Here is a 19,664-nt window from a genome sequence, read left to right on the forward strand (position 1 = left end):
CATCATTTTCTGCGAAGGGAAACTTGCCCGGCCCAGCCGTTTCACGCCTGAGCGGTTCACGCCATCGCCGCGTCGTGTGGGTCGGGACCCGTATCGTCCGACAATTGCAGCCGGTGGAGCCGTGCATAGGCGCCACCGGCCGCGACCAGGTCTCGGTGTCGGCCGATCTCGACCACGCGGCCCGCTTCCAACACGGCAATGCGACCCGCCTCCCGCACGGTCGAGAGACGATGGGCGATGACGAGGGTGGTGCGGCCCCGCATCAGGCGTTCCAACGCCTCCTGCACCAGATGCTCCGACTCCGAATCGAGCGCCGAGGTCGCCTCGTCGAGGAGCAGGATCGGCGCGTCCTTGAGAAAGGCGCGGGCCAGGGAGATGCGCTGGCGCTCCCCGCCGGACAGACGCCCCCCGCCCGGACCGACGCGGAACGCGTAGCCCTCGGTCAGCCGCTCGATGAAACCGTGAGCCGCGGCGGCACGGGCGGCGGCCTCGATCTCCGCCTGGGAAGCGTTGGGACGACCGAAGCCGATATTGGCCGCGATCGTGTCATCGAACAGCACCACCTCTTGCGACACCACGGCGACATTGGCCCGAAGCGAGGCCAGCGTCACGTCGCGCAGATCGACCCCGTCGATCAGCACCCGGCCGGCACTGACGTCGTGGAGCCGCGGCACGAGGTTGAGGAGCGAGGATTTGCCGGAGCCCGAGCGCCCGACCAGCGCCGTGGTATCACCGGCGGGGACGACGAGATCGATGCCCTCCAGCGCCGGGGCATCCGCCCGATAGCGGAACTGCACGGCCTCGAAGCGGATCTCGCCGCGGGTGACGGTCAGCGGCTTCGCGTCGGGCTTCTCACGGATCGTGGGCGCCTCGTCCATCAGGGCGAAGTAGCGGCTGAGCGCGGCCGCCGCTTCCTGAAGGATCGCGTTGAGGGTGCCGAGGGCCCGTGCTGGCTGCGCCGCGAGGAGCAGAGCGGTCACGTAGCCGGTGAAATCGCCGACCGTCCGGTCCCCCGACATGACCCGCTGACCGACGAGCACCAGCACGCCGGCGACGGCGACGCCGCCGCCGACTTCGAGCAGCGGGTCGAGCCGTCCGCGGGCATTGGCGGCCTTCATCTTGAGGCGACGTACCTCGTCGAGGGCGCCCGCCGCGCGGTCCTTGAGATAGCCTTCCAGCGCATAGGTCTTGGCCACGCGCGCACCCTGAAGACTTTCGGTGATGAGGCTGGCGGTTCGGCCCATCTGTTCCTGGGTCGTGGTCGAAACCCGGCGCAGCTTCTTGCCGACCTTGCCGATCGGCCCGGCGACGAAGGGCACCGTGACGGCGGCCGCGAGCGTCAGCAGCGGGTCCATCCAGACCAGCGCGATCACCAGCGCGATCAGCATGGCGAGATCGCGCAGGAGCACGGTCGAGATACGGGTGAGCGCCTCCTTGATGAAGGCGAAGTCGGTGGTGAAGCGCTGGGTGAAGGCGGCGGGACTCTCTCGGCCCAACTGCGCCAGATCGGCGTCGATCAGATGGGCGTAGAGGGCGGCCTGCATGTCCGCCTCCACGCGCGTGACGACACGGTTCGTCAGCACGGTCTGGCCGAACAGGGCGAACCCGCGCACCGACGTCACCGCGATGACGACGAGGGGACCATAGGCCAAGCCCGATGCGTCCTTGTGGTCGAATGCGTCGAAGGCCGCCTTGATGAGGACCGGGTAGAGACCAGTGGCTGCGCCGACCAAGGCGATCAGCACCAGCACGACGGCGAGCGTGCCGCGATGCGGGGAGAGCCATTCGCGCCAGACCCGGCCGAGCAGGGGAAGGGTGTCGCCCCTCAGGAGCGGCCGGCGCGCCATTTCGATCCGTATCGTGTCCGCGGGGCGTTCGCCCGACTCCCCGCGGTGTTTGCCGCCGCAGCGGCTGCGGATCAAGCGCGGTGCGACCTAGTCGCGATCATGACCGTGGCGGTGATGCCAGCCGCGGCCCTCGCCGCCGGGTCGGAGAGGCCGGGCCAGCACCATGGCGCGACGCTTCTGGCTGTCGTCGAGGGTGGCGAAGAGCGGTGCGGTGGCATCGGCCAGCTTGCGGAGCGCCTCGCCGCGGGCCGTAGCCGCGTCTGCCATGCCGCGCAGGGCGCCCGGGGCGTCGTCCACCATGCGTCCGCGCTCGCGTCGGGCCGCTCGTTGCGCGTCGCGCTGCTTGGCGAGATCGCGAATCGCAGCCTCGACCGGCGGCCACAACTTCTCTTGGTCAGGCGTGAGCTTCAAACCGGCCCGCAAGGCCGCAATGCGGGCATCGGCGAAGGCTGCCCGATCCTCGGGCGACAAGGCATTCCAGCGTCCCTGCCAATGGCCACGGGCGAACGGATCCGACCGTCCACCGGGCTGAGGGAAAGTCTGTGCCAGAGCCGCCGTACCGATCCCGGCGAAGGCCAGGGCGACAATGCCCACCAACCTACGTTTCAGCATGGATCTCCTCCATCCCGTCAGTGCCTTCCCCCGAACCGATAAGAATGGACAAGCTCGCCTCACCGCAGCGTGTCCGTCACATGACAGGTTGTCCATGTTCGCCGAACCGGTGCGGGGCCCGGAGCGTCCTTGCTCACTTCAATCGGCTCAGCGCCTCAGGATTTGCACGCAGCCTCCGAGCTTTGCCGCTGTTCCGCTCTCGGCATCCGCTGTGCGCGATTGCCGTGCGCATCGGGCTTTGCGCCTTGGCGATGTGATAATGTTACATTATGGCGGACCCACCTTGATCGGGGGTGGATGGAATGAGTCGGGCGCTGTTGAGGATCCTCGTCGTGCTGGTGGCACTCGTGCCAGTTGCCGCGGCGGCTGGCGAAGCCAAGCTGAAAGTGGTGGCGACCTTCTCGATCCTGGCCGATCTCGTCACGCAGGTCGGCGGCGAGCGGGTTACGGTGACGAGTCTCGTCGGACCGGACGCCGACGCACACGGCTACAGCCCGGCGCCCGGTGATGCGCGCCGCGTGGCCGAGGCCGATCTCGTGGTCGTCAACGGTCTTGGCTTCGAGGGCTGGATCGAGCGTCTGATCCGAGCCTCCGGCACCAAGGCGCCGGTCGTCACGGCGTCGCACGGCATCACGACGATCCCGGCCAGTGAAGATCACGACCACGATCATACCCATGGCGCTGAAGCCGGCGAGCATCCTGACCCGCATGCGTGGCAGAGCGTGGCCAACGTGAAGATCTACGTCATCAACATCCGCGATGCCCTGGCCAAGGCCGATCCGGATCACGCCACGGATTACGCTGCGCGGGCCGAAGCCTATCGCGCGCAGCTGGACGCTCTCGAGAACGAGATTCGCACGGCATTGTCGCAGATTCCCGAGAGTCAGCGCCGCGTGATCACGACCCACGATTCCTTCGGCTACTACGCGGCGGCTTACGGTCTCCGCTTCCTGGCACCGCAAGGCATCTCGACCAACAGCGAGGCGGGGCCGAAGGACGTCGCCCGCATCATTCGTCAGATCCGCCGCGACAAGATTCCAGCCGTCTTCGTCGAGAGCATCGCCGATCCACGCCTGATGCAGCAGATCGCCCGTGAGAGCGGCGCCAAGGTCGGCGGCCGATTGTTCTCGGACGCTCTCAGTGGTCCGAGCGGCTCGGCGCCGACCTATCTGGACATGATGCGCTCGAACCTGAGGGCGTTTCGTGAGGCGCTCAGCTGACGATCGGTTGGGCCCGTTCGGTCGCCGCGACGAGAGAGCCCCACCGAGACCAGACCATGCGAGCCGGCGGTGTCCTGCCCATGCCGCGGGCGAGCCGCTCGATCCGGTATTCGCGCAACGACGACCAGTTCAGTTCGTCTCACGCATCAGGTGCTCGGCCACCATCTTGATCGGCTTGCGGCGGCCGACCAGCACCGCGAAATGCGATTGCTCCGGGTCGGACTCGACCTTCGTGCGCAGCCAAGCGACCAGGAACTTCAGATACTCGGCCCCGACGAGCCGAGCTGCGGCCGGGTCGGCCCACCAGCGCGAGATGTCGAAGCCGTCGGACACGACGGGATAGGGGATGACCGTCTCATCCTCGTCGAGCGCATGGTGCAGTTCCACCAGGGTGCGCGGCATGTGGTAGTTCGAGGTCACCACGGCGATGCTGCCGAAGCGGTGACGGCGCATCCAGCGCCGTGTCTCGATCGCGTTGCCGATGGTGTTGCGCGCCCGGTAGTCGAGATCGATGCAGCAATCGATCCAGTGCTGCTGGTTCGGATTGAGGCGGGCGATCTCGTCGCGACTGGTGCGCTCGTTGACCCCGGAGATCAGCAGCCGTCGGCCGTGGCCGCTCGCCAGCAGATCGATGGCATCGCCGATGCGTTGAGATCCACCGGTCATGACGACGATGGCGTCGGCCCGGCCGGTCGGTGGGCGTTCGGCCCGTTCGATCGCGGTGACGAAGGCGAGAAAGCCGCCGGTGAGTGCCAGCGCGCCCAGAAAACCGAGCCCCAGTGTCAGCCGCAGGAGGACACGGCGCCAAGCCGGTTTGCGCGCGTCAGACATCCGCTTCGCGGCCGGCGCTGGCGGCGACCAAGACCAGCCGAGAGCGTCCCGGGGTTTCAGGACCAGGGCGTCGGCCGACGTCTGACGTGGCGTTCGCGCGGACATGGGCGATAGGACAACGTCTCATTGCGGTATCACGGTGACGGAGATTCGACCCTCAATGCTTGACGAAAGGTTAATGCCATCGGTCTGATCAGCGCAGGAAGTGCCGCACCGTCACCCGCGAGACGAGCGCGGTGACGACGGACGCGATGGCACCGATCATCACGATGACGGCGTAGCCCTGCCAACCGATCTGGAACGTGCCGAACAGGGCCGCGATCTCCTCTCCCGCCGGGCCGGAGCGCCACATGCGGGCCGCGAGTCCGGCCGCCCCGCAGACGAGAAGCGCCGCGCCCGCCCCGAGCGCACCGCCACGAAGGCCCAGGCGAAAGAAGCGGCTCTGGAAAGCCTTGGCGATATAGGCATCGTCGGCGCCGACGAAGTGCAGCACCTCGACCACCTCTCGATTTCCGGCCATGGCGCCGCGGGTGGCGAAGACGACGGCGAGACCGGTGGCGATCAACACCAGGGCGACGACGCCGATGCCGATCCCCGCCAGCGTGTTGGCCATGACGGACAGTCGTTGAAGCCAGAGAGCATGGTCGTCGAGGCTCGCCACGCCGGGCAGAGCCTCGGTCAGCGCGCTCCTCAGTGTCGCGAGGTCGGGACGCGCATCCGGCGGAAGCGTCAGCGCGATCAGGCGCGGCACCGGCAGATCCGACAGGTCGAGCCCGCTGCCGAGCCAGGGCTCGAGCAGCCGCTCGGACTCCGTCTTGGAGAAAACGCGGGCGCCGACGATGCCTGTATGGGCGCGGGCGATCGCCTCGGCGCGCTTCACATCCGCCTCGATGTCGCGGCCGGCGCTCGGACGGACCTGAATTGTCACCTCCTGGGCGACGCTGCCCTGCCACTGCCCCGCACTCGAAACGGCGATCTCGGCGGCTCCCGCGCAGAGGGCGGCGAGGAAGGTCAGGATGGCGATGACGGCGGCGAGCGCACGGCTCGCCGCGGAATCGGTCGGCACCAGAGGAGCGTTGCGCCGGAGATTCGCCGGCAAGGGCGGCTCGGCGACCTCGGCCGGGCGCGAGGACGCGGGGGGGCGGGCCTCGTTCATCAGTTCTCGATCCGCAGGCGGCCCTCGCCGAGCACCATGCGACGCGCATCGACGAGGTCCATCAGGCCGTAATCGTGGGTGGCGATCAGCACCGAGGTGCCGAGCCGATTCAGCTCCATGAACAGGCGTAGGAGGCGGCGGGCAAGACTCGGATCGACGTTGCCGGTCGGTTCGTCGGCGAGCAGCAGCTCGGGCCGGGCGATCAGCGCACGGGCAATGGCGGCGCGCTGCTTCTCACCGCCCGACAGGAGCGGCGGCAGCACATGCATGCGCTCGCCGAGCCCCACCCAGCGCAGCAATTCGACGACCTCGGCCCGGTAGCTCGCCTCGGCCCGCTCCTGCACCCGCAGGGGCAAAGCCACATTCTCGTAAGTGGTCAGGTGATCGAGCAGGCGAAAATCCTGGAAGACCACACCCATCCGGCGCCGAAGACCGGTCAGGGCCTCGTTCGAGATGCCGCTCACTTCCTCGCCGAAGACCGAGACGAGGCCCCGGGTCGGCTTCACCGAGAGCAGGATCAGCCGCAGGAGCGTGGTCTTGCCCGCACCCGAGGGCCCGGTGAGAAACTGGAAGGAATGGGGGGCGATCTCGAAGCTCGCATCGGAGAGCACCTCCGGTCCGAGACCGTAGCGCATGCCGACACTCTCGAACCGGACGACGGGCTCCTCCGCGCCGGACAGCAGGCTGCCCGTGTTCTTCCCAGCCGACAAGGCGCGCACGCTCCACCGAATGTTGTCACGGATCGTCCCGGGATGGTTCGCCCGGGACGGACGAGGCGGCGTGCCCCAAATCGGCTTCACGGCCGGTTAACCCTACTCGAGGAGAACGTTTGTGTCCTTTTCGAGCGCGCGGCAACCCGCCGCCCCGGCCTCGAGCGTTATCCCATGCTGATCGTCTGCCCGGCCTGCGCCAGCGAGTACCGCATCGATACCGATCGGGTCGGCGCATCCGGTCGCTCCGTCCGCTGCGCCGCGTGCCGGGAGACGTGGTTCATCGGTCCGGACGACGTCGCCGCTGCGATACTGGCCGAGTTGTCGCCCGCAGCCGAATCCGTCGAACCGGCTACGGTCGCCGAAAAGCCCGCTCCCGAGCCACCCGCCGACGCGGCGCGAGCCGAGGAGCCGGCACCGCGCCGACGTTCGCCACCGAAGCCCTCACGCCCGGCGAAACGCGCGGGCCCACGCCGACTCTCGCCCGCGCTTGCGGCGGGTCTGGCCGTTGCCGCGCTGCTGCCGCTGGCGCTCCTCGGGCGAGCGACGGTGGTGCGGGCCATGCCTCAGACGGCCGCGCTCTATGCCGGTATCGGCCTGGCCGTGAACCTGCGCGGCATCGATTTCTCGGATGTCGCCTCCTTCCAGACCGCGGCCGACGGCGCCAATCCGGCCCAGCTCGTGGTGGAGGGTGATCTCATCGCCGTGGCCCGCACCCGCGTCGCGGTCCCGCCGGTCGAGGTCGAGATTCGCGACGAACACGGCCAATCGCTCTATCGCTGGACGGTCCCCGGCCCCCGCGCCGCCCTGGAGCCCGGCGAGCGTGCCCGCTTCAAGGCGAGCCTGTCGGCGCCTCCGGCGCAGGGCCGAAGCGTCGAGGTGCACTTCGCCGAAGCGAGTGCGGCAGCCCCCGCCGCGCATCACTGACCGAACCGGAATGTGGCGGAGCGGGCCACACATGCTATGTTGCTCTGCAACGTCGCCCATCCGCGGCAGCCGCAAGCGTCCCAGGTTCTTCCGTCCGCATGAGCACTGCATCCAAACGCGTCCGCGTCCTGTTCGATGAGGCTACGATCGCCCAAAGGAACGATGAGCTCGCGAGCGACATCGTCGCGGCCAAGCCCGACAATCTGCTGGTCGTGGCCGTGCTCAAGGGCAGCTTCATGTTCGCCGCCGACCTGCTGCGGGCGCTGCACCGGGCCGGTTTGTCGCCGCAGGTCGAGTTCGTGCACCTGTCGAGCTATCGCACCTCCACCGTCTCGTCGGGGCAGGTCGAGATCCTGCGCGATGTGCAGAGCGAGGTGCGCGGCCGCGACGTCCTCCTCGTCGACGACATCCTCGAATCGGGCCGCACCATCGTCTTCGCCAAGGATCTGCTGATGGCCCGCGGGGCCCGTCGGGTCCTCACCGCGGTGCTGCTGGAGAAGCCCGGCAAGCGGGCGGTGACGATCGACGCGGATTTCGTCGGCTTCACCTGCCCGGATGTATTCGTGGTAGGCTATGGCATGGACGCGGCCCACGCCTTCCGCCAACTCCCCTTCGTCGGACTGGTCGATTACGAGAGCACCGATCCGGATCTCTTCGGCGGCGCCTGACGACGTCTGAATTATCCCGACAAATCAGCGACACTTCCGCTCATAAGGGATGCGGAGGGAACCTGAACGCGCGCAAGGGCTTGACAGGCCACGGTCGCGCTTGATCAGTCGGGAAACGCGACGACGATCCGAGGAAGGGCAGAGGACAGCCGATCATGGCGCGCATCCTACTCGTGGATGACGAGGACACGCTGCGCGGCTTCCTCAAAAGGGGTCTTGAGCTCGACGGTCATTCCGTCGTGACCGCCATCGACGGCAGCGACGGTCTCGATCGTCTGAGTGAGGCGGGCGGCGGGTTCGACCTGATGCTCACCGATATCCGCATGCCGCTGATGGACGGCATTGCCCTGGCGCTCGCGGCCAAGCGCGACTACCCCGACCTAACGATCCTGCTGATGACCGGCTTCGCCGACCAGCGTGAGCGCGCCCGCGGCTTGGACGCCATCGTCACCGACGTGCTGACCAAGCCGTTCTCCCTCGCCGATCTGCGCTCCACGGTGTCGCGAGCGCTGGCGGCCTGACCCGTCAGTTCATCTGCCAGATGACGCCGTTCAACAGGCAGGCGAAGCTGACCCAGGCGGCGTAGGGCACGAGCAGCAAGGCGGCGGCACGGTCGAACCGCCAGGAGAGGCGGATCGTCCAGAGGATCATGGCGAGCATTGCCAGCGCCACGACCAGGGCGAGCCCGAGTTCGTGGGCAGCGAAAAAGACCGGAGTCCAGGCAGCGTTGAGGGCGAGTTGGCCCCCGAACGCGGCGAGCGTCAGCCACCAGGCCCGCCGCGACGGCCCCACCACCGGCCGCGCCCCGAGGAGCCGCCAGAGCGAGACGGCGATCATCGCGTAGAGCACCGTCCACGCCACCGGGAACAGCCAGTTCGGCGGGTTGAAGGCGGGCTTCCGGATCGTCTCGTACCACGTCTCGATATTCGAGCCCGTGGCCAACGAGCCGATCGCCGCGGTCAACACCACCGGCAGGATCGCGGCAGCGATGCGGGGCAGCGGCGGCAGGGCCGGCCGCTCGGGAACCTCAAGGGTGGTCATGCGCCGTGCGATGCTCCGTCCATCGATGATCTGCCTTGCCCGGAAGCGGGGTTTCCCTCAAGGCGGCGGGTACGGATTCCCCAACCAGCCGCACCGGACGAGGATGCCATGAGCCGGACCAACGCGCCCGAGACCGATCCGGATGCGGGACATGCACGCGGTGCGTTGAACGTCGCCGACTGGTCACCGCGCACGCTCGCCGCGCAGGCAATGGGGTATATCGATCCCGTGACCCGCGCGGTGGTGCCGCCGCTCCACCTCTCGACCACCTATCTCCGCGACGCCGACAACGGCTACCGTTCGGGCTTCTCCTATGCCCGGCCCGACAACGCCACGATCCGCGAGGCCGAAGGCGTCATCGCCGCCCTGGAAGGGGCGGAGGCCGGCGCGCTGTTGTTCGGCTCCGGCATGGCGGCGGCGGCGGCGGTGTTCAGTGCGCTCGCTCCGGGCGACCACGTGATCGCGCCGGAGGTGATGTATTGGGGCCTGAAGCGCTGGCTGCGGCAGGAAGCGCCCCGGCTCGGCCTCACAGTCGATTTCGTGGCGATGGACGATCGCGACGCCGTCCGCGCCGCTTTCGTACCCGGCCGCACCCGCCTCGTCTGGGTCGAGACCCCGGGCAACCCGCTCTGCACCATCGTCGACCTCGCCGCTGTCGCGGAGTTGGCGCATGCGGCCGGTGCGCGGCTCGTCGTCGATTCCACCGCGTCGAGTCCGATCGTCACCCGGCCACTGGAGCTCGGGGCCGATCTCGTGATGCATTCGGCGACCAAGATCCTGAACGGCCATTCGGACGTGGTGGCCGGGGTGCTGGCCGCCGCGCGGCCCGATGCCTTCTGGGAGCGCCTGATCGCCATCCGGGCGACATGGGGGGCGATCCTCGGTCCGTTCGAGGCCTATCTGCTGATGCGGGGCCTGCGCACCCTTCCCCTCCGGGTGAGCGCCCAGAGTGCCGGAGCGCTGCATCTCGCCGAGCGCCTGTCGGGTCATCCCTTGGTGGGAACCGTGCTCTATCCCGGCCTCGCGGACCATCCGGGCCACGCGGTGGCGGCGCGGCAGATGCAGGGAGGCTTCGGCTTCATGCTGTCGATTCGGGTCGCTGGCGGTGAGGCCGCAGCGATCGCGACCGCGGCGCGGGTACGACTGTGGAAGAGGGCGACCTCGCTCGGGGGCGTCGAGAGCCTGATCGAACACCGCGCCTCGGTCGAGGGCACCGGCACCCCCTGCCCGCCCGACCTCCTGCGCCTCTCGGTGGGGATCGAGGATCCGAACGACCTGTTCCGCGATCTCGACGAGGCGCTGCACGGCGCGGCTTCGTCCTGAGGGTAGCGGCGGGATTTTTGCGCTCGGCCACGTCCGACGTCGCTTCCGGTGCGTTGTCGTTGCGAGCGCCCTGCCCTCCCGCGAACCTCGTACGAGCCGTCATGACGACACGCATCCTTCTCGCCGCCCTAGGTTTCGCCGTGCTGTCCGGGCCGGCTCTTGCGGAGGACGGGCCGCCCCGGCTCGACGTCGAATCCACCTGCAAGTCGGCTCAGCGGGCGCAGGTGAGCATCAGCGAGAATGCGAGCCTCGATGGCTGCCTCCGTTCCGAACGGGGGGCCCATGACGAGTTGAAGAAGAATTGGGGCAAGTTCCCCGAGGCCGCCAAGACGCAATGCTCCCAGCAATTCAAGGCGGGCGGATCGCCCTCCTATGTCGAGTTGGTGACCTGCCTCGAGCTCGCGAGCGGCTCCGTACCGTCGCAGGGCAAGGATCAAGGTGCGGAGAGTGCCGTCGGTGGCGGCCGCGCGCCCGTCGAGGGACGTAGCGGCACGGGGCTGACCCGAGAGCCCTCGCCCGCCCAGCGCACGAACCCGATCGATGTGCTGAAGGATAAGTAAGGCCTCCGTCGCGAGCGTCGCTGCGTCGCCGTCACGGTTCACACGATCGAACCGGAACTGTTCGCCGCCCTGCCCACGGCCCCCGCGACCGAGCCGATGCGGCGGGAACCTGTCGCTGAGCCGCATCGGCTCAGCCTCCCGCAATCAGCAAAATGACTTGGACCGGCGTGCTCACCGTAAGGGGGGCGTGGAGCCCCTGGCGTCCTGGAATTCGATCCACAACGTCCAGGCGAGGGCAGTTAATTCCTCTCAACTTATATAATTATGCGGGAGAAGGTTACCGAACCTTTACCACGATAGGCAACCCAAAGCATTCGCATGCAACTTGGTGTTATAATGCGCATTGCATGAACACGAATAGCCATGGGAGCTTCGATCGTGACGTCGAACAATTTCCCTGAAACGGTGGTTGTCTGGCTCGATCCGCAACGTCCGGATTTCGGCGTGAAACTCGTCGACAACGTGCCCGACGCCTTGTCGGCCCTGCATCGCCATGGGCTCGAGGAAGCCCTGCACGGGCCGCAATCGCAACTCTGGAAATCGGCGGCCGGCGCCTTGGTCAAAGCCGATGTCGAGCCGAACTCGAACAATCTCCGGTCGGCCTACGAGACGTTTCTGCGGCTGGTGAAACGCGCCGCGCCAGTCCCGACGAATATCAGGCTGAGGACATCACCCCGCGGACTGCGCGAAAAGGTCGAGGCCTTCTTCGTCATTTAGGGGTCGGTCGGGCAGGACCGAAGGATAGCGCTCGGTCCTGCTTGCCAAATGGCGTCGAGGAGCCTTTCCGATCGAACCCTCAATGGCGTCTCAGGCCACCGTCCAACGGATCCAGATGCACCTCTCGGGACCGAAAACGAGTCAAAGTGCAAGGTCTGATCGACCTGATGACCTTCCAAGGACCACAGCCAGGGCCAAGGTGGCGCCCGGAACAAGCCGCCTCGTTTCGTCCCGCCCCTCACTTCAGGGCTCGGCGGGTAACGACCTTAGACGAAGTAGCTGAAGGTCGCCGCCAGAGCCGTCGCAACCGTCGCCAGCGCGATGCTCGACGAGGCGGAGAGGAGATATCGCGGCGCCACCGGCTCGATGTCTTCCGCGTAACCGAAGGCCTGACCGGCCACCCGTTCCAGGCGCGCGAGGGAGAGGTGGCGGGCCTGCGCAGCAGCGGTCATCGGCGGATCTCCCAATGGTCAAGCTGACGTTTCCGGGACAACGTGCGCCAACGCACATCGGTTCCCTCCGGCCCCGCAGGCACTCCTTAACCATCCCCTTGCATCACTGTCGTGACAGGATCCGGCCTACGATGTGCGGTCCCACGAATTGAACGGGCCGCCGACGGCATGCGATGCTGCGGCGCCGGAGGGCCGACAGGACACTTTTTGTTTCCTGTTTGTTCCTGTATCAAGAAGGTATGAAGAGCCATGCAGCCCGTCTCCGTCCCGACTCGAGGAGCCGTCGCGTGAGCGATCCGGCGCGCGATCTGTTCGGTCCGGGTGCGAAGCCTCCGTCCGAGGCCAAGCCGGTGCGTGCGGAAGCGGAGCGCCGTCGCCTCGCGGCGGTGCCGGCGGCCGTGCCGGAGACGGCGGAGGCCGGCTACGACGCGTCGGCGATCGAAGTTCTGGAAGGTCTGGAGCCGGTGCGGCGCCGGCCCGGCATGTATATCGGCGGCACCGATGAGCGGGCTCTGCACCACCTCTTCGCCGAGGTGATCGACAATTCGATGGACGAGGCCGTCGCGGGCCATGCGAGCTTCATCGAGGTCGAGCTCGAAGAGACCGGGTCTCTCGTCATCACCGACAATGGCCGCGGCATCCCGGTCGATCCGCATCCGAAATTCCCGGGCAAGTCCGCGCTCGAGGTCATCATGACCACGCTGCACGCGGGCGGAAAGTTCGATTCGAAGGTCTACGAGACCTCCGGCGGCCTGCACGGCGTCGGCATCTCGGTGGTCAACGCGCTGTCCGACGTTCTGGAGGTCGAAGTCGCCCGCAATCAGACCCTCTACCGCCAGACCTTCTCGCGCGGTCACGCACAGGGTTCGCTGGAGACGGTCGGCCGCGTGCAGAACCGGCGCGGCACGCGGGTGCGCTTCCACCCCGACGCGCAGATCTTCGGCTCGCTGAAATTCGACCCGCGGCGCCTGTTCAAGATGGCCCGCTCCAAGGCCTATCTCTTCGGCGGCGTCGAGATCCGCTGGCGCTGCGCGCCCTCTCTCCTCGAAGGCATGGAGGACGTTCCGGCGGAGGCCGTGCATCGCTTCCCCGGCGGCCTGTCAGATTATCTTGCTCGCGACATCGAGGGGAAAGAGCTCGTCCTCGACGCGATGTTCTCCGGCAAGGTGACGAAGCCCGGCTCCCACGGCTCGCTCGAATGGGCGGTGGCCTGGACGGTGGCCGATGACGGCGTCTCGCATTCCTACTGCAACACCATCCCGACGCCGGAGGGCGGCACCCACGAATCGGGCCTGCGCGTCGCGCTGCTGCGCGGCCTGCGCGAGCATGCCGAGCGGGTGAATCAGGCCAAGCGCATGACGGCGGTAACCACCGACGACGTGATGGCGACCTGTGCCTCCATGCTGTCGGTCTTCATCCGCGAGCCGGAATTCCAGGGACAGACCAAGGACAAGCTCGCCACGGTGGAGGCGTCCCGCATCGTCGAGACGGCGGTGCGCGACGCCTTCGATCACTGGCTCGCCGCCTCGCCGGCCCAGGCCAACAAGCTGCTCGACTGGGTGATCGACCGGGCCGAAGAGCGCCTGCGCCGCCGCCAGGAGAAGGAGGTCGCCCGCAAATCCGCCACGCGCAAGCTGCGGCTTCCCGGCAAGCTCGCCGATTGCTCGGCGGCCGGCACTGCGGGGTCCGAGATCTTCATCGTCGAGGGCGACTCGGCCGGCGGCTCGGCCAAGCAGGCGCGCGACCGTGCCACGCAGGCCGTGCTCCCCCTGCGGGGCAAGATCCTGAACGTGGCCTCGGCCAGCCGCGACAAGCTCGGCGCCAACCAGCTCATCTCGGACCTGACGCTGGCGCTGGGCTGCGGCACCGGCGCGAATTTTCGCGAGGGCGACCTTCGCTACGACAAGGTCATCATCATGACCGACGCGGACGTGGACGGCGCCCACATCGCCTCGCTCCTGATCACCTTCTTCTATCGTCAGATGCCCAAGCTCATCGACAAGGGCCACCTGTATCTGGCGATCCCGCCACTCTATCGGATCAGCCAGGGCGCCAAATCGGCCTATGCCCGCGACGATGCCGACAAGGAGCGGGTCATCAAGACCGTGTTCAAGAACGGCAAGGTCGAGATCGGCCGCTTCAAAGGTCTCGGCGAGATGATGCCGGCGCAGTTGAAGGAGACAACGATGGACCCGCGCAAGCGCACGCTCCTGCGCGTCGCGGTGCTCGACGAGGCGCGGGAATCGACCGGGGACACCGTGGAACGGCTGATGGGCAACAAGCCGGAAGCGCGCTTCGCGTTCATCACGGAGCGGGCGGCGTTTGCCGATGGGGCCGAGTTGGACATCTGATTGGGAGAGGGACCTCATCGTCTCGAGGGACGAGTTCCTCGAACGGGTAAGCGTTGGGGAGAACCTTTCTGAAGTGCTGCGGAAAGCGTCGCTGACGTCGGCAGGCTGACGTCGCGAACGCGGCGATTCTCCCGGATCACGGCGCAGTCAATCGGGTCCGGCTTGGCCTACCTGTCCCCATCCGCGAGTCCGACGATGCGGCGATGGGCGATCCACGCCATATCGTGCGGGGCGACAGGCTCGAGCCGGAGGCAGGCATGGGGAACGCGATCAGCAAAAAACTCCACCTCGGCGCGTTCATGCGCCCCATCGGCATTCACACCGCGTGGTGGCGCTATCCGGGCAGCTTTCCGGATGCGAACTTCAATCTCGACCACCTCGTGCGCTTCATCCGCACGCTGGAGGCGGCGAAGTTCGACGCCTTCTTCATGGCCGATCATCTGGCGGTGATGAACATGCCGATGGAGGCGCTCAAGCGCTCGGCCACCGTGACCTCGTTCGATCCGCTGACCCTGCTTCCGGCGCTCGCCATGGTGACGGAACGGATCGGGCTGATCGCCACCGCCTCGACCACCTATAACGAGCCCTATCACGTCGCCCGAAAATTCGCCTCGCTCGACCACATCTCCAAGGGCCGGGCGGCCTGGAATCTCGTCACGTCGGGCAATCCCGACGAAGCCCTGAATTTCGGGCGCGACGCCCATCTCGATCACGCCACCCGCTATGCGCGGGCCCGCGAGTTCTACGAAGTCGTCACCGGACTCTGGGATTCCTGGGCGGACGATGCCTTCGTGCGCGATGTCGAAGCCGGCCTGTTCTTCGATCCCGACAAGCTGCACACCCTGAACCACAAGGGGGAATTCTTGAAGGTGAAGGGCCCGCTGAACGTGGCTCGGCCGGTCCAGGGCTGGCCGGTGATCGTGCAGGCGGGCGCCTCCGAGGCGGGCCGTCAGATCGCAGCGGAGACCGCCGAGATGGTGTTCGGCTCATCCTCGACGCTCGAGGCCGGCCAAAGGTTCTATGCCGACGTAAAGGGCCGGATGCGGGCGGCGGGCCGCGACCCGGACGCCCTGAAGATCCTGCCCGGTGCCTTCGTGGTGGTCGGTGGCACCGAGGAGGAGGCGAAGGCGAAGAAGGCGCGGCTCGACGCCCTGGTGCCGGTGGAAAGCGGGCTCGCCAATCTCTCGGTCCGGCTCGGCACCGACGCCTCGGGTTTCGAGCTCGACGCGCCGCTGCCGGAGATTCCGGAATCGAACGCCAGCAAGAGCGGGCAGGCGCAGATCGTCGACTATGCCCGCCGTACCGGTGCGACCGTCCGCGAACTCGCGCAGAAGGTCGGCGGCTATAGCGGGCTGACCTTCGTCGGCACGCCGGAGCAGATCGCCGACCGAATGGCCGAATGGCTCCACGGCGAGGGCTGCGACGGCTTCAACGTCATGTTCCCCTTCGTGCCCGAGGGACTCGACGATGTCTGCCATGGGGTCGTGCCCGAATTGCAGCGCCGCGGCCTCTTCCGCACCGAGTATGAAGGCACGACGCTGCGTGACCATCTCGGGCTGAAGCGGCCGGGCAACCGCTACTTCGAGGAAGGCTGAAGCGGCCTCAGCGCCGGTTGGTCAGCCCATAGATCGCGAAGCCCGCCAGCGCCGCGATGCCCAGCGCCAGAAGCGGTTGGCTGCCGACCCGGTCGGCGGCGGCCCAGCCGCTGTGCTTGGCGCGCTCGACCAACGCGGTGCCCTTCAGCAGGCGGGCGGCGCGCGCCCGGTTCTCCTCGCGGATCGGCAGACGGACGACGAAGCCGTCGCCGTCGCGGAAGATGTCGATGCTGTTGCGGGCAAAGCCCGCCCGCACGAGGCGGTTCTTGGCCGCGTGGGCGGATTCGCGGGTGGCGAAGTCGGCCTCGATGCCGACGGTGTCATGGGACATGGTTCCTCCTCGACGGGTCGTTGATCGGGAGGAGGAATCCAGCTCTCGTCGCGTGGGTTCCGGATCGCGTTCAGGCCGCGGCGTCCGCCTCGCAGGCATCGACGCGCACGGCCCCGTCCGCGGTGAGCGAGCAGATCACTGCGGTGCCGTCATCGAGGGCGAAGGCATGAAACAGCCGCCGCTCCAATTCTTCCAGGCCATCGCCGGGGAGATCCGCGATCTCGTCCCGCGCCCGCTCTTCGAGATCTGGCAAGACACCACGACTCTCGCCGAGTTCCTGGGCTGATTTCGTCAGGATGACGTCGAAAGACATGTCGCCTCCTCGCAACGACCCCGTCCGGAGGCGCGGAAGACAGGCCTCTGTTGCGACTTTTTTGGGGCAGAACGCGGACGGGCCTTGAGCGCACGCCTTGCCGGTCGCGGCCTCTGAGCGTTTTGAGATGCCGACGTCGGGATTTCGATGCCCCCAGGTCCCGGCGCAACCGAGCCGGGGCATCGTTCCTAGGCTTCCGGCGGACATCCCATCGGCGGGACGACGCGTGAGCGTCCGCGTGCGACTGTGACGCAGCCGGATCACGGGATTTTTTGGGAGCGTCGGGCCGCCGGGCCGTTCTAACTTCCGAGCCCGATCGCTGCCGGTCGGACCCCATCGGAGGCCGGACCCGCATGAACCCGATCCTCGTCGTCGCCCTCGTCTGCGCTTCCACGGTTCAGGTGCCCGATTGCTCGCGCGAGACGGCGCTGGACGTGATCGTCGGCCCGGCGCACACCCTTCAGGAATGCCTGATCCAAGGGCCGGTTCTCGCCGCCAGTGCAGGGCATACCGAAACCGACTCCAAGACCTACGTGAAGACGCGCTGCGAGCAGCGCCGCTGAGGCGAAACGGGGATCCACGATGGCCGAAAACGACGAGGGAGCGGTCGATCCGGCCCGCGCGGTGGAGATGCGCTTGCGCGCCCGCCTCGCGGTGGTGGAACGCGCGGCATGGTTCGGTTTCGTCGCGGCGATGCGGGCGGACCCGGCCGGAACCGAAGCCGCCATCGAGTCCGAGCGCGCCCGCTGCCGTGAGGGTTTCGGGGGCGGCGCCTGGGCCAAGGATCTCACGAATGCGGAGCGGGCGCTGCTCGGCTCCGAGGTCGATGCCGGCCTTGCGGGGCTCGTCGAGGACGCCAAGGCGGAGATCGCGGGGGATTCTTGAGCGGCCAAAACGCCTCTCCCCCGCGCCATCCTTTCGCCTTGCGGTCATGGCGGAAGGAGTTCAGTGTCCCCCGCCGAACCGGTGCCGGTCGACAAGAGGGGCAACCCTCGCGCGGCGCCGCATGGAGCCGCGTCTGGTGATCATGAACGGAACCACCGCCCGCCGGAGCGCTGCCGCGCTCGCCCTGATGCTCTTGGGCTCCGTGGCCGGCACTCTGCCGGCCGCCGCGCTGCAGCCGCGGGAATCCTCGCCGATCTCCGAATACGAGCCGGCGGAATCGCTGGAGGGCAACTTCCTCTCCGCCTATATCGCCGGCGCCTCGAAGGACACCGCCGCCGCGGCCAGCTTCTACCGGGAGGCGGTGAAGGGCGATCCGCGCAACGCCGAACTGCTGGAGCGCGCCTTCGTCTCGCTCCTGGCCGACGGCGCCATGACCGACGCGTTCCGCGCCGCCGAGCGACTCGCGACTCGCGAAGGCTCGAACGGGCTTGCCCAGCTGGCGCTGGGTGTGCGTCAGCTGAAAGCCGGGCAGTACGGACCTGCGCGTCAGAGCTTCGCCCGCAGCGGCAAGGGTGCCGCCGCCGACCTGACCGCCACGCTCCTGACTGCCTGGGCCTATGCCGGCGCGGGTGACGGCAAGCGCGCCAACGAAACGCTGAACCGCCTGCGCGGCGAGCGCTACTTCAACGTCTTCCGCGACTACCATGCCGGGCTGATCGCGGCCCTCGTGGGCGATAAGGCCGAGGCGGAGCGGAAGCTGAAAGCGGCCTTCGACGCCGATCAGAGCACCCTGCGCATCGTCGATGCCTATGCGCGCTTCGAGGCGGGTATCGGCCGCACCGATCTCGCGATCGACGCCTACAGCCAGTTCGAGAAGACGATGCCGCGTCACCCGATGGTGGTGGACGCGTTGGACAAGCTCAAGGCCGGCAAACCGCTGCCGCCGCTGATCGCCTCGGCGCAGGAAGGTGCGGCGGAGGTGCTGTACGGCCTCGGCTCCGCCGGCTCGACGCAGGGCGACGAACTGCCCGCCGTCGTCTATCTTCGCTTGGCCCTTTACCTCGCCCCCGAGCACGCGGTCGCGCGCCTGACGCTCGCCGACACCCTCGATCGGATGAAGCAGACCGAGCGGTCGAACGAGGCCTACGCCCAGATCCCGGCGAGCTCCCCGCTCAAGCTCAATGCCGATATCCAGATCGGCCTCAACCTCGAGCAGATGGGCCGGGGCGACGAGGCTCTCGAGCATCTCAACACCGTGCTCAAGGCCAACCCCGACAACATCGACGTCATCTCCGCCGTCGGCAACGTGCAGCGCTCGCGCAAGAAGTTCGCCGAGGCTGCCGAGACCTATACCCGCGCGATCAAGCTGATCCCGGCGGGCGTCGAGGCCAATCACTGGACGCTGTTCTACTTCCGCGGCACCGCCTACGAGCGGGCCGGCAAGTGGAACGAGGCGGAGGCCGACCTGAAGAAGGCCCTGACCCTGCTTCCCCCGACCCAGCCCAACGCCAAGGCGCAGGTTCTCAATTACCTCGCCTATTCCTGGGTCGATCGGAACATGAACATCGACGAGAGCTTCAAGATGCTGAAGCAGGCCGTCGATCTCTCGCCCCGCGACGGCATGATCATCGACTCGCTCGGCTGGGCCTATTTCCGCCTCGGCCGCTGGGACGACGCGGTGCGCGAGCTGGAGAAGGCCGTCGAGCTGAAGCCCGGCGATCCGACCATCAACGACCATCTCGGCGACGCGTATTGGCGCACCGGGCGGCGGCTGGAGGGCAAGTTCCAGTGGCAGCATGCCAAGGACCTCAATCCCGAGCCGGATGATCTCGAAAAGATCAACGCGAAGCTCAAGGATGGCCTGCCCGAGCCGGACAAGCCGACCGCCACGGCCGAGAACCCGCCCGCCCCGGCGGAACAGGTCCCCGCACCCGTGGCCGCCCCGCACAATCCGGCGAACCCGGAACTACCCAAGGGGGCTCCCGCGCCGGGGGATGCGCCGGGCTCGGCCGATAAGAAGCCGGGCGGTTAGGACCGTCTTCGGACGGACATCCTGCAAGCGCAGCGACGGACTCAGCCGCGCGCATCCGGAATTCGGGTGCGTGCGGTTAGGCGATATCGGTTC

The 19,664-nt window shown here is 67.8% G+C and carries 21 protein-coding genes; 12 read left to right on the top strand and 9 right to left on the bottom strand.

Annotated elements, in window-relative coordinates:
- Positions 1-56 precede the first annotated feature (56 nt).
- On the bottom strand, positions 57-1,847 hold the full coding sequence (locus OWC43_RS22270; RefSeq protein WP_393958364.1) for an ABC transporter ATP-binding protein: 1,791 nt from the start codon (positions 1,845-1,847) through the stop codon (positions 57-59).
- Positions 1,848-1,934: 87 nt separating this feature from the next.
- Positions 1,935-2,459 (bottom strand): Spy/CpxP family protein refolding chaperone, encoded by a 525-nt coding sequence (locus OWC43_RS22275; protein ID WP_393958365.1) that lies wholly within the window; start codon positions 2,457-2,459, stop codon positions 1,935-1,937.
- A gap of 302 nt (positions 2,460-2,761) precedes the next feature.
- Here OWC43_RS22275 and OWC43_RS22280 point away from each other — a divergent pair, with 302 nt between their 5' ends.
- Positions 2,762-3,679 (top strand): metal ABC transporter substrate-binding protein, encoded by a 918-nt coding sequence (locus OWC43_RS22280; protein WP_393958366.1) that lies wholly within the window; start codon positions 2,762-2,764, stop codon positions 3,677-3,679.
- 129 nt (positions 3,680-3,808) lie between these two features.
- Here the strand turns inward: OWC43_RS22280 and OWC43_RS22285 are convergent, their stop codons facing one another.
- From OWC43_RS22285 to OWC43_RS22295, 3 genes are all read right to left on the bottom strand, one after another.
- A complete protein-coding gene (locus OWC43_RS22285; protein WP_393958367.1) occupies positions 3,809-4,510 on the bottom strand; it encodes a YdcF family protein in 702 nt (233 codons plus the stop codon).
- 193 nt (positions 4,511-4,703) lie between these two features.
- Entirely contained in the window at positions 4,704-5,666 is a 963-nt protein-coding gene (locus tag OWC43_RS22290) for a cell division protein FtsX (protein ID WP_393958368.1), read from the bottom strand.
- Positions 5,666-6,301: a cell division ATP-binding protein FtsE gene (locus OWC43_RS22295; protein WP_393958620.1), complete on the bottom strand. Its 636-nt coding sequence runs from the start codon at positions 6,299-6,301 to the stop codon at positions 5,666-5,668. Before OWC43_RS22295 ends, OWC43_RS22290 begins: the two co-directional genes overlap by 1 nt.
- 249 nt (positions 6,302-6,550) lie before the next feature.
- Between OWC43_RS22295 and OWC43_RS22300 the strand changes: the two genes are divergently transcribed.
- The 3 genes from OWC43_RS22300 (at position 6,551) to OWC43_RS22310 (ending at position 8,492) form a co-directional block, all read left to right on the top strand.
- Complete coding sequence (locus OWC43_RS22300) at positions 6,551-7,303, top strand: zinc-ribbon domain-containing protein (RefSeq protein ID WP_393958369.1); 753 nt, start codon at positions 6,551-6,553, stop codon at positions 7,301-7,303.
- A gap of 98 nt (positions 7,304-7,401) precedes the next feature.
- Complete coding sequence (hpt, locus tag OWC43_RS22305) at positions 7,402-7,971, top strand: hypoxanthine phosphoribosyltransferase (protein ID WP_137829073.1); 570 nt, start codon at positions 7,402-7,404, stop codon at positions 7,969-7,971.
- Between the two features lie 155 nt (positions 7,972-8,126).
- Entirely contained in the window at positions 8,127-8,492 is a 366-nt protein-coding gene (locus OWC43_RS22310; protein WP_056243292.1) for a response regulator, read from the top strand.
- A gap of 4 nt (positions 8,493-8,496) precedes the next feature.
- Here OWC43_RS22310 and OWC43_RS22315 read toward each other — a convergent pair whose 3' ends face one another.
- A complete protein-coding gene (locus OWC43_RS22315) occupies positions 8,497-9,012 on the bottom strand; it encodes a TspO/MBR family protein (protein WP_393958370.1) in 516 nt (171 codons plus the stop codon).
- 108 nt (positions 9,013-9,120) lie between these two features.
- On the opposite strand from OWC43_RS22315, the gene OWC43_RS22320 reads away from it, so the two are divergent.
- The 3 genes from OWC43_RS22320 (at position 9,121) to OWC43_RS22330 (ending at position 11,612) form a co-directional block, all read left to right on the top strand.
- Entirely contained in the window at positions 9,121-10,335 is a 1,215-nt protein-coding gene (locus tag OWC43_RS22320) for a trans-sulfuration enzyme family protein (protein ID WP_393958371.1), read from the top strand.
- 101 nt (positions 10,336-10,436) lie between these two features.
- Complete coding sequence (locus OWC43_RS22325) at positions 10,437-10,895, top strand: hypothetical protein (RefSeq protein WP_393958372.1); 459 nt, start codon at positions 10,437-10,439, stop codon at positions 10,893-10,895.
- A 363-nt stretch (positions 10,896-11,258) separates the two neighbouring features.
- On the top strand, positions 11,259-11,612 hold the full coding sequence (locus OWC43_RS22330) for a hypothetical protein (RefSeq protein ID WP_137829069.1): 354 nt from the start codon (positions 11,259-11,261) through the stop codon (positions 11,610-11,612).
- Positions 11,613-11,878: 266 nt separating this feature from the next.
- Here OWC43_RS22330 and OWC43_RS22335 read toward each other — a convergent pair whose 3' ends face one another.
- A complete protein-coding gene (locus OWC43_RS22335) occupies positions 11,879-12,064 on the bottom strand; it encodes a hypothetical protein (protein WP_137829068.1) in 186 nt (61 codons plus the stop codon).
- 287 nt (positions 12,065-12,351) lie between these two features.
- On the opposite strand from OWC43_RS22335, the gene parE reads away from it, so the two are divergent.
- A complete protein-coding gene (gene parE, locus OWC43_RS22340; RefSeq protein WP_393958373.1) occupies positions 12,352-14,415 on the top strand; it encodes a DNA topoisomerase IV subunit B in 2,064 nt (687 codons plus the stop codon).
- A gap of 299 nt (positions 14,416-14,714) precedes the next feature.
- A complete protein-coding gene (locus tag OWC43_RS22345; protein ID WP_393958621.1) occupies positions 14,715-16,010 on the top strand; it encodes an LLM class flavin-dependent oxidoreductase in 1,296 nt (431 codons plus the stop codon).
- 7 nt (positions 16,011-16,017) lie between these two features.
- Here the strand turns inward: OWC43_RS22345 and OWC43_RS22350 are convergent, their stop codons facing one another.
- Both OWC43_RS22350 and OWC43_RS22355 read right to left on the bottom strand, forming a co-directional pair.
- Positions 16,018-16,341, bottom strand: coding sequence for a hypothetical protein (locus OWC43_RS22350; RefSeq protein WP_137829065.1), 324 nt, complete (start codon positions 16,339-16,341; stop codon positions 16,018-16,020).
- A gap of 70 nt (positions 16,342-16,411) precedes the next feature.
- Positions 16,412-16,654, bottom strand: a complete 243-nt coding sequence (locus tag OWC43_RS22355; protein ID WP_393958374.1) for a hypothetical protein — start codon at positions 16,652-16,654, stop codon at positions 16,412-16,414.
- A 353-nt stretch (positions 16,655-17,007) separates the two neighbouring features.
- Between OWC43_RS22355 and OWC43_RS22360 the strand changes: the two genes are divergently transcribed.
- From OWC43_RS22360 to OWC43_RS22370, 3 genes are all read left to right on the top strand, one after another.
- Positions 17,008-17,217, top strand: coding sequence for a hypothetical protein (locus OWC43_RS22360; protein WP_137829063.1), 210 nt, complete (start codon positions 17,008-17,010; stop codon positions 17,215-17,217).
- A gap of 19 nt (positions 17,218-17,236) precedes the next feature.
- The gene (locus OWC43_RS22365; RefSeq protein WP_137829062.1) at positions 17,237-17,539 is read left to right on the top strand and encodes a hypothetical protein; all 303 of its coding nucleotides are present in this window, start codon (positions 17,237-17,239) and stop codon (positions 17,537-17,539) included.
- Between the two features lie 142 nt (positions 17,540-17,681).
- Positions 17,682-19,571 carry a tetratricopeptide repeat protein gene (locus OWC43_RS22370; RefSeq protein WP_137829061.1) on the top strand — a complete coding sequence of 630 codons (1,890 nt, stop codon included), beginning with the start codon at positions 17,682-17,684 and terminating at the stop codon, positions 19,569-19,571.
- Positions 19,572-19,664 lie beyond the last annotated feature (93 nt).

It is taken from the genome of Methylorubrum sp. POS3 (assembly GCF_043352485.1).
GTDB classification, from domain to species: Bacteria; Pseudomonadota; Alphaproteobacteria; order Rhizobiales; family Beijerinckiaceae; genus Methylobacterium; species Methylobacterium suomiense.

What these genes read in the sequence shown, in the direction of transcription:
- OWC43_RS22365 (WP_137829062.1), top strand. Translation starts at nt 17,237, where the DNA reads ATGGCCGAAAACGACGAGGGAGCGGTCGATCCGGCCCGCGCGGTGGAG.
- OWC43_RS22350 (WP_137829065.1), bottom strand. Translation starts at nt 16,341, where the DNA reads ATGTCCCATGACACCGTCGGCATCGAGGCCGACTTCGCCACCCGCGAA.
- OWC43_RS22360 (WP_137829063.1), top strand. Translation starts at nt 17,008, where the DNA reads ATGAACCCGATCCTCGTCGTCGCCCTCGTCTGCGCTTCCACGGTTCAG.
- OWC43_RS22310 (WP_056243292.1), top strand. Translation starts at nt 8,127, where the DNA reads ATGGCGCGCATCCTACTCGTGGATGACGAGGACACGCTGCGCGGCTTC.
- OWC43_RS22335 (WP_137829068.1), bottom strand. Translation starts at nt 12,064, where the DNA reads ATGACCGCTGCTGCGCAGGCCCGCCACCTCTCCCTCGCGCGCCTGGAA.
- OWC43_RS22325 (WP_393958372.1), top strand. Translation starts at nt 10,437, where the DNA reads ATGACGACACGCATCCTTCTCGCCGCCCTAGGTTTCGCCGTGCTGTCC.
- OWC43_RS22300 (WP_393958369.1), top strand. Translation starts at nt 6,551, where the DNA reads ATGCTGATCGTCTGCCCGGCCTGCGCCAGCGAGTACCGCATCGATACC.
- OWC43_RS22280 (WP_393958366.1), top strand. Translation starts at nt 2,762, where the DNA reads ATGAGTCGGGCGCTGTTGAGGATCCTCGTCGTGCTGGTGGCACTCGTG.
- OWC43_RS22315 (WP_393958370.1), bottom strand. Translation starts at nt 9,012, where the DNA reads ATGACCACCCTTGAGGTTCCCGAGCGGCCGGCCCTGCCGCCGCTGCCC.
- OWC43_RS22285 (WP_393958367.1), bottom strand. Translation starts at nt 4,510, where the DNA reads ATGTCTGACGCGCGCAAACCGGCTTGGCGCCGTGTCCTCCTGCGGCTG.
- OWC43_RS22320 (WP_393958371.1), top strand. Translation starts at nt 9,121, where the DNA reads ATGAGCCGGACCAACGCGCCCGAGACCGATCCGGATGCGGGACATGCA.
- OWC43_RS22345 (WP_393958621.1), top strand. Translation starts at nt 14,715, where the DNA reads ATGCGCCCCATCGGCATTCACACCGCGTGGTGGCGCTATCCGGGCAGC.
- OWC43_RS22330 (WP_137829069.1), top strand. Translation starts at nt 11,259, where the DNA reads ATGGGAGCTTCGATCGTGACGTCGAACAATTTCCCTGAAACGGTGGTT.
- OWC43_RS22290 (WP_393958368.1), bottom strand. Translation starts at nt 5,666, where the DNA reads ATGAACGAGGCCCGCCCCCCCGCGTCCTCGCGCCCGGCCGAGGTCGCC.
- OWC43_RS22270 (WP_393958364.1), bottom strand. Translation starts at nt 1,847, where the DNA reads ATGGCGCGCCGGCCGCTCCTGAGGGGCGACACCCTTCCCCTGCTCGGC.
- OWC43_RS22355 (WP_393958374.1), bottom strand. Translation starts at nt 16,654, where the DNA reads ATGTCTTTCGACGTCATCCTGACGAAATCAGCCCAGGAACTCGGCGAG.
- OWC43_RS22295 (WP_393958620.1), bottom strand. Translation starts at nt 6,301, where the DNA reads ATGCGCTACGGTCTCGGACCGGAGGTGCTCTCCGATGCGAGCTTCGAG.
- hpt (WP_137829073.1), top strand. Translation starts at nt 7,402, where the DNA reads ATGAGCACTGCATCCAAACGCGTCCGCGTCCTGTTCGATGAGGCTACG.
- OWC43_RS22275 (WP_393958365.1), bottom strand. Translation starts at nt 2,459, where the DNA reads ATGCTGAAACGTAGGTTGGTGGGCATTGTCGCCCTGGCCTTCGCCGGG.
- OWC43_RS22370 (WP_137829061.1), top strand. Translation starts at nt 17,682, where the DNA reads ATGAACGGAACCACCGCCCGCCGGAGCGCTGCCGCGCTCGCCCTGATG.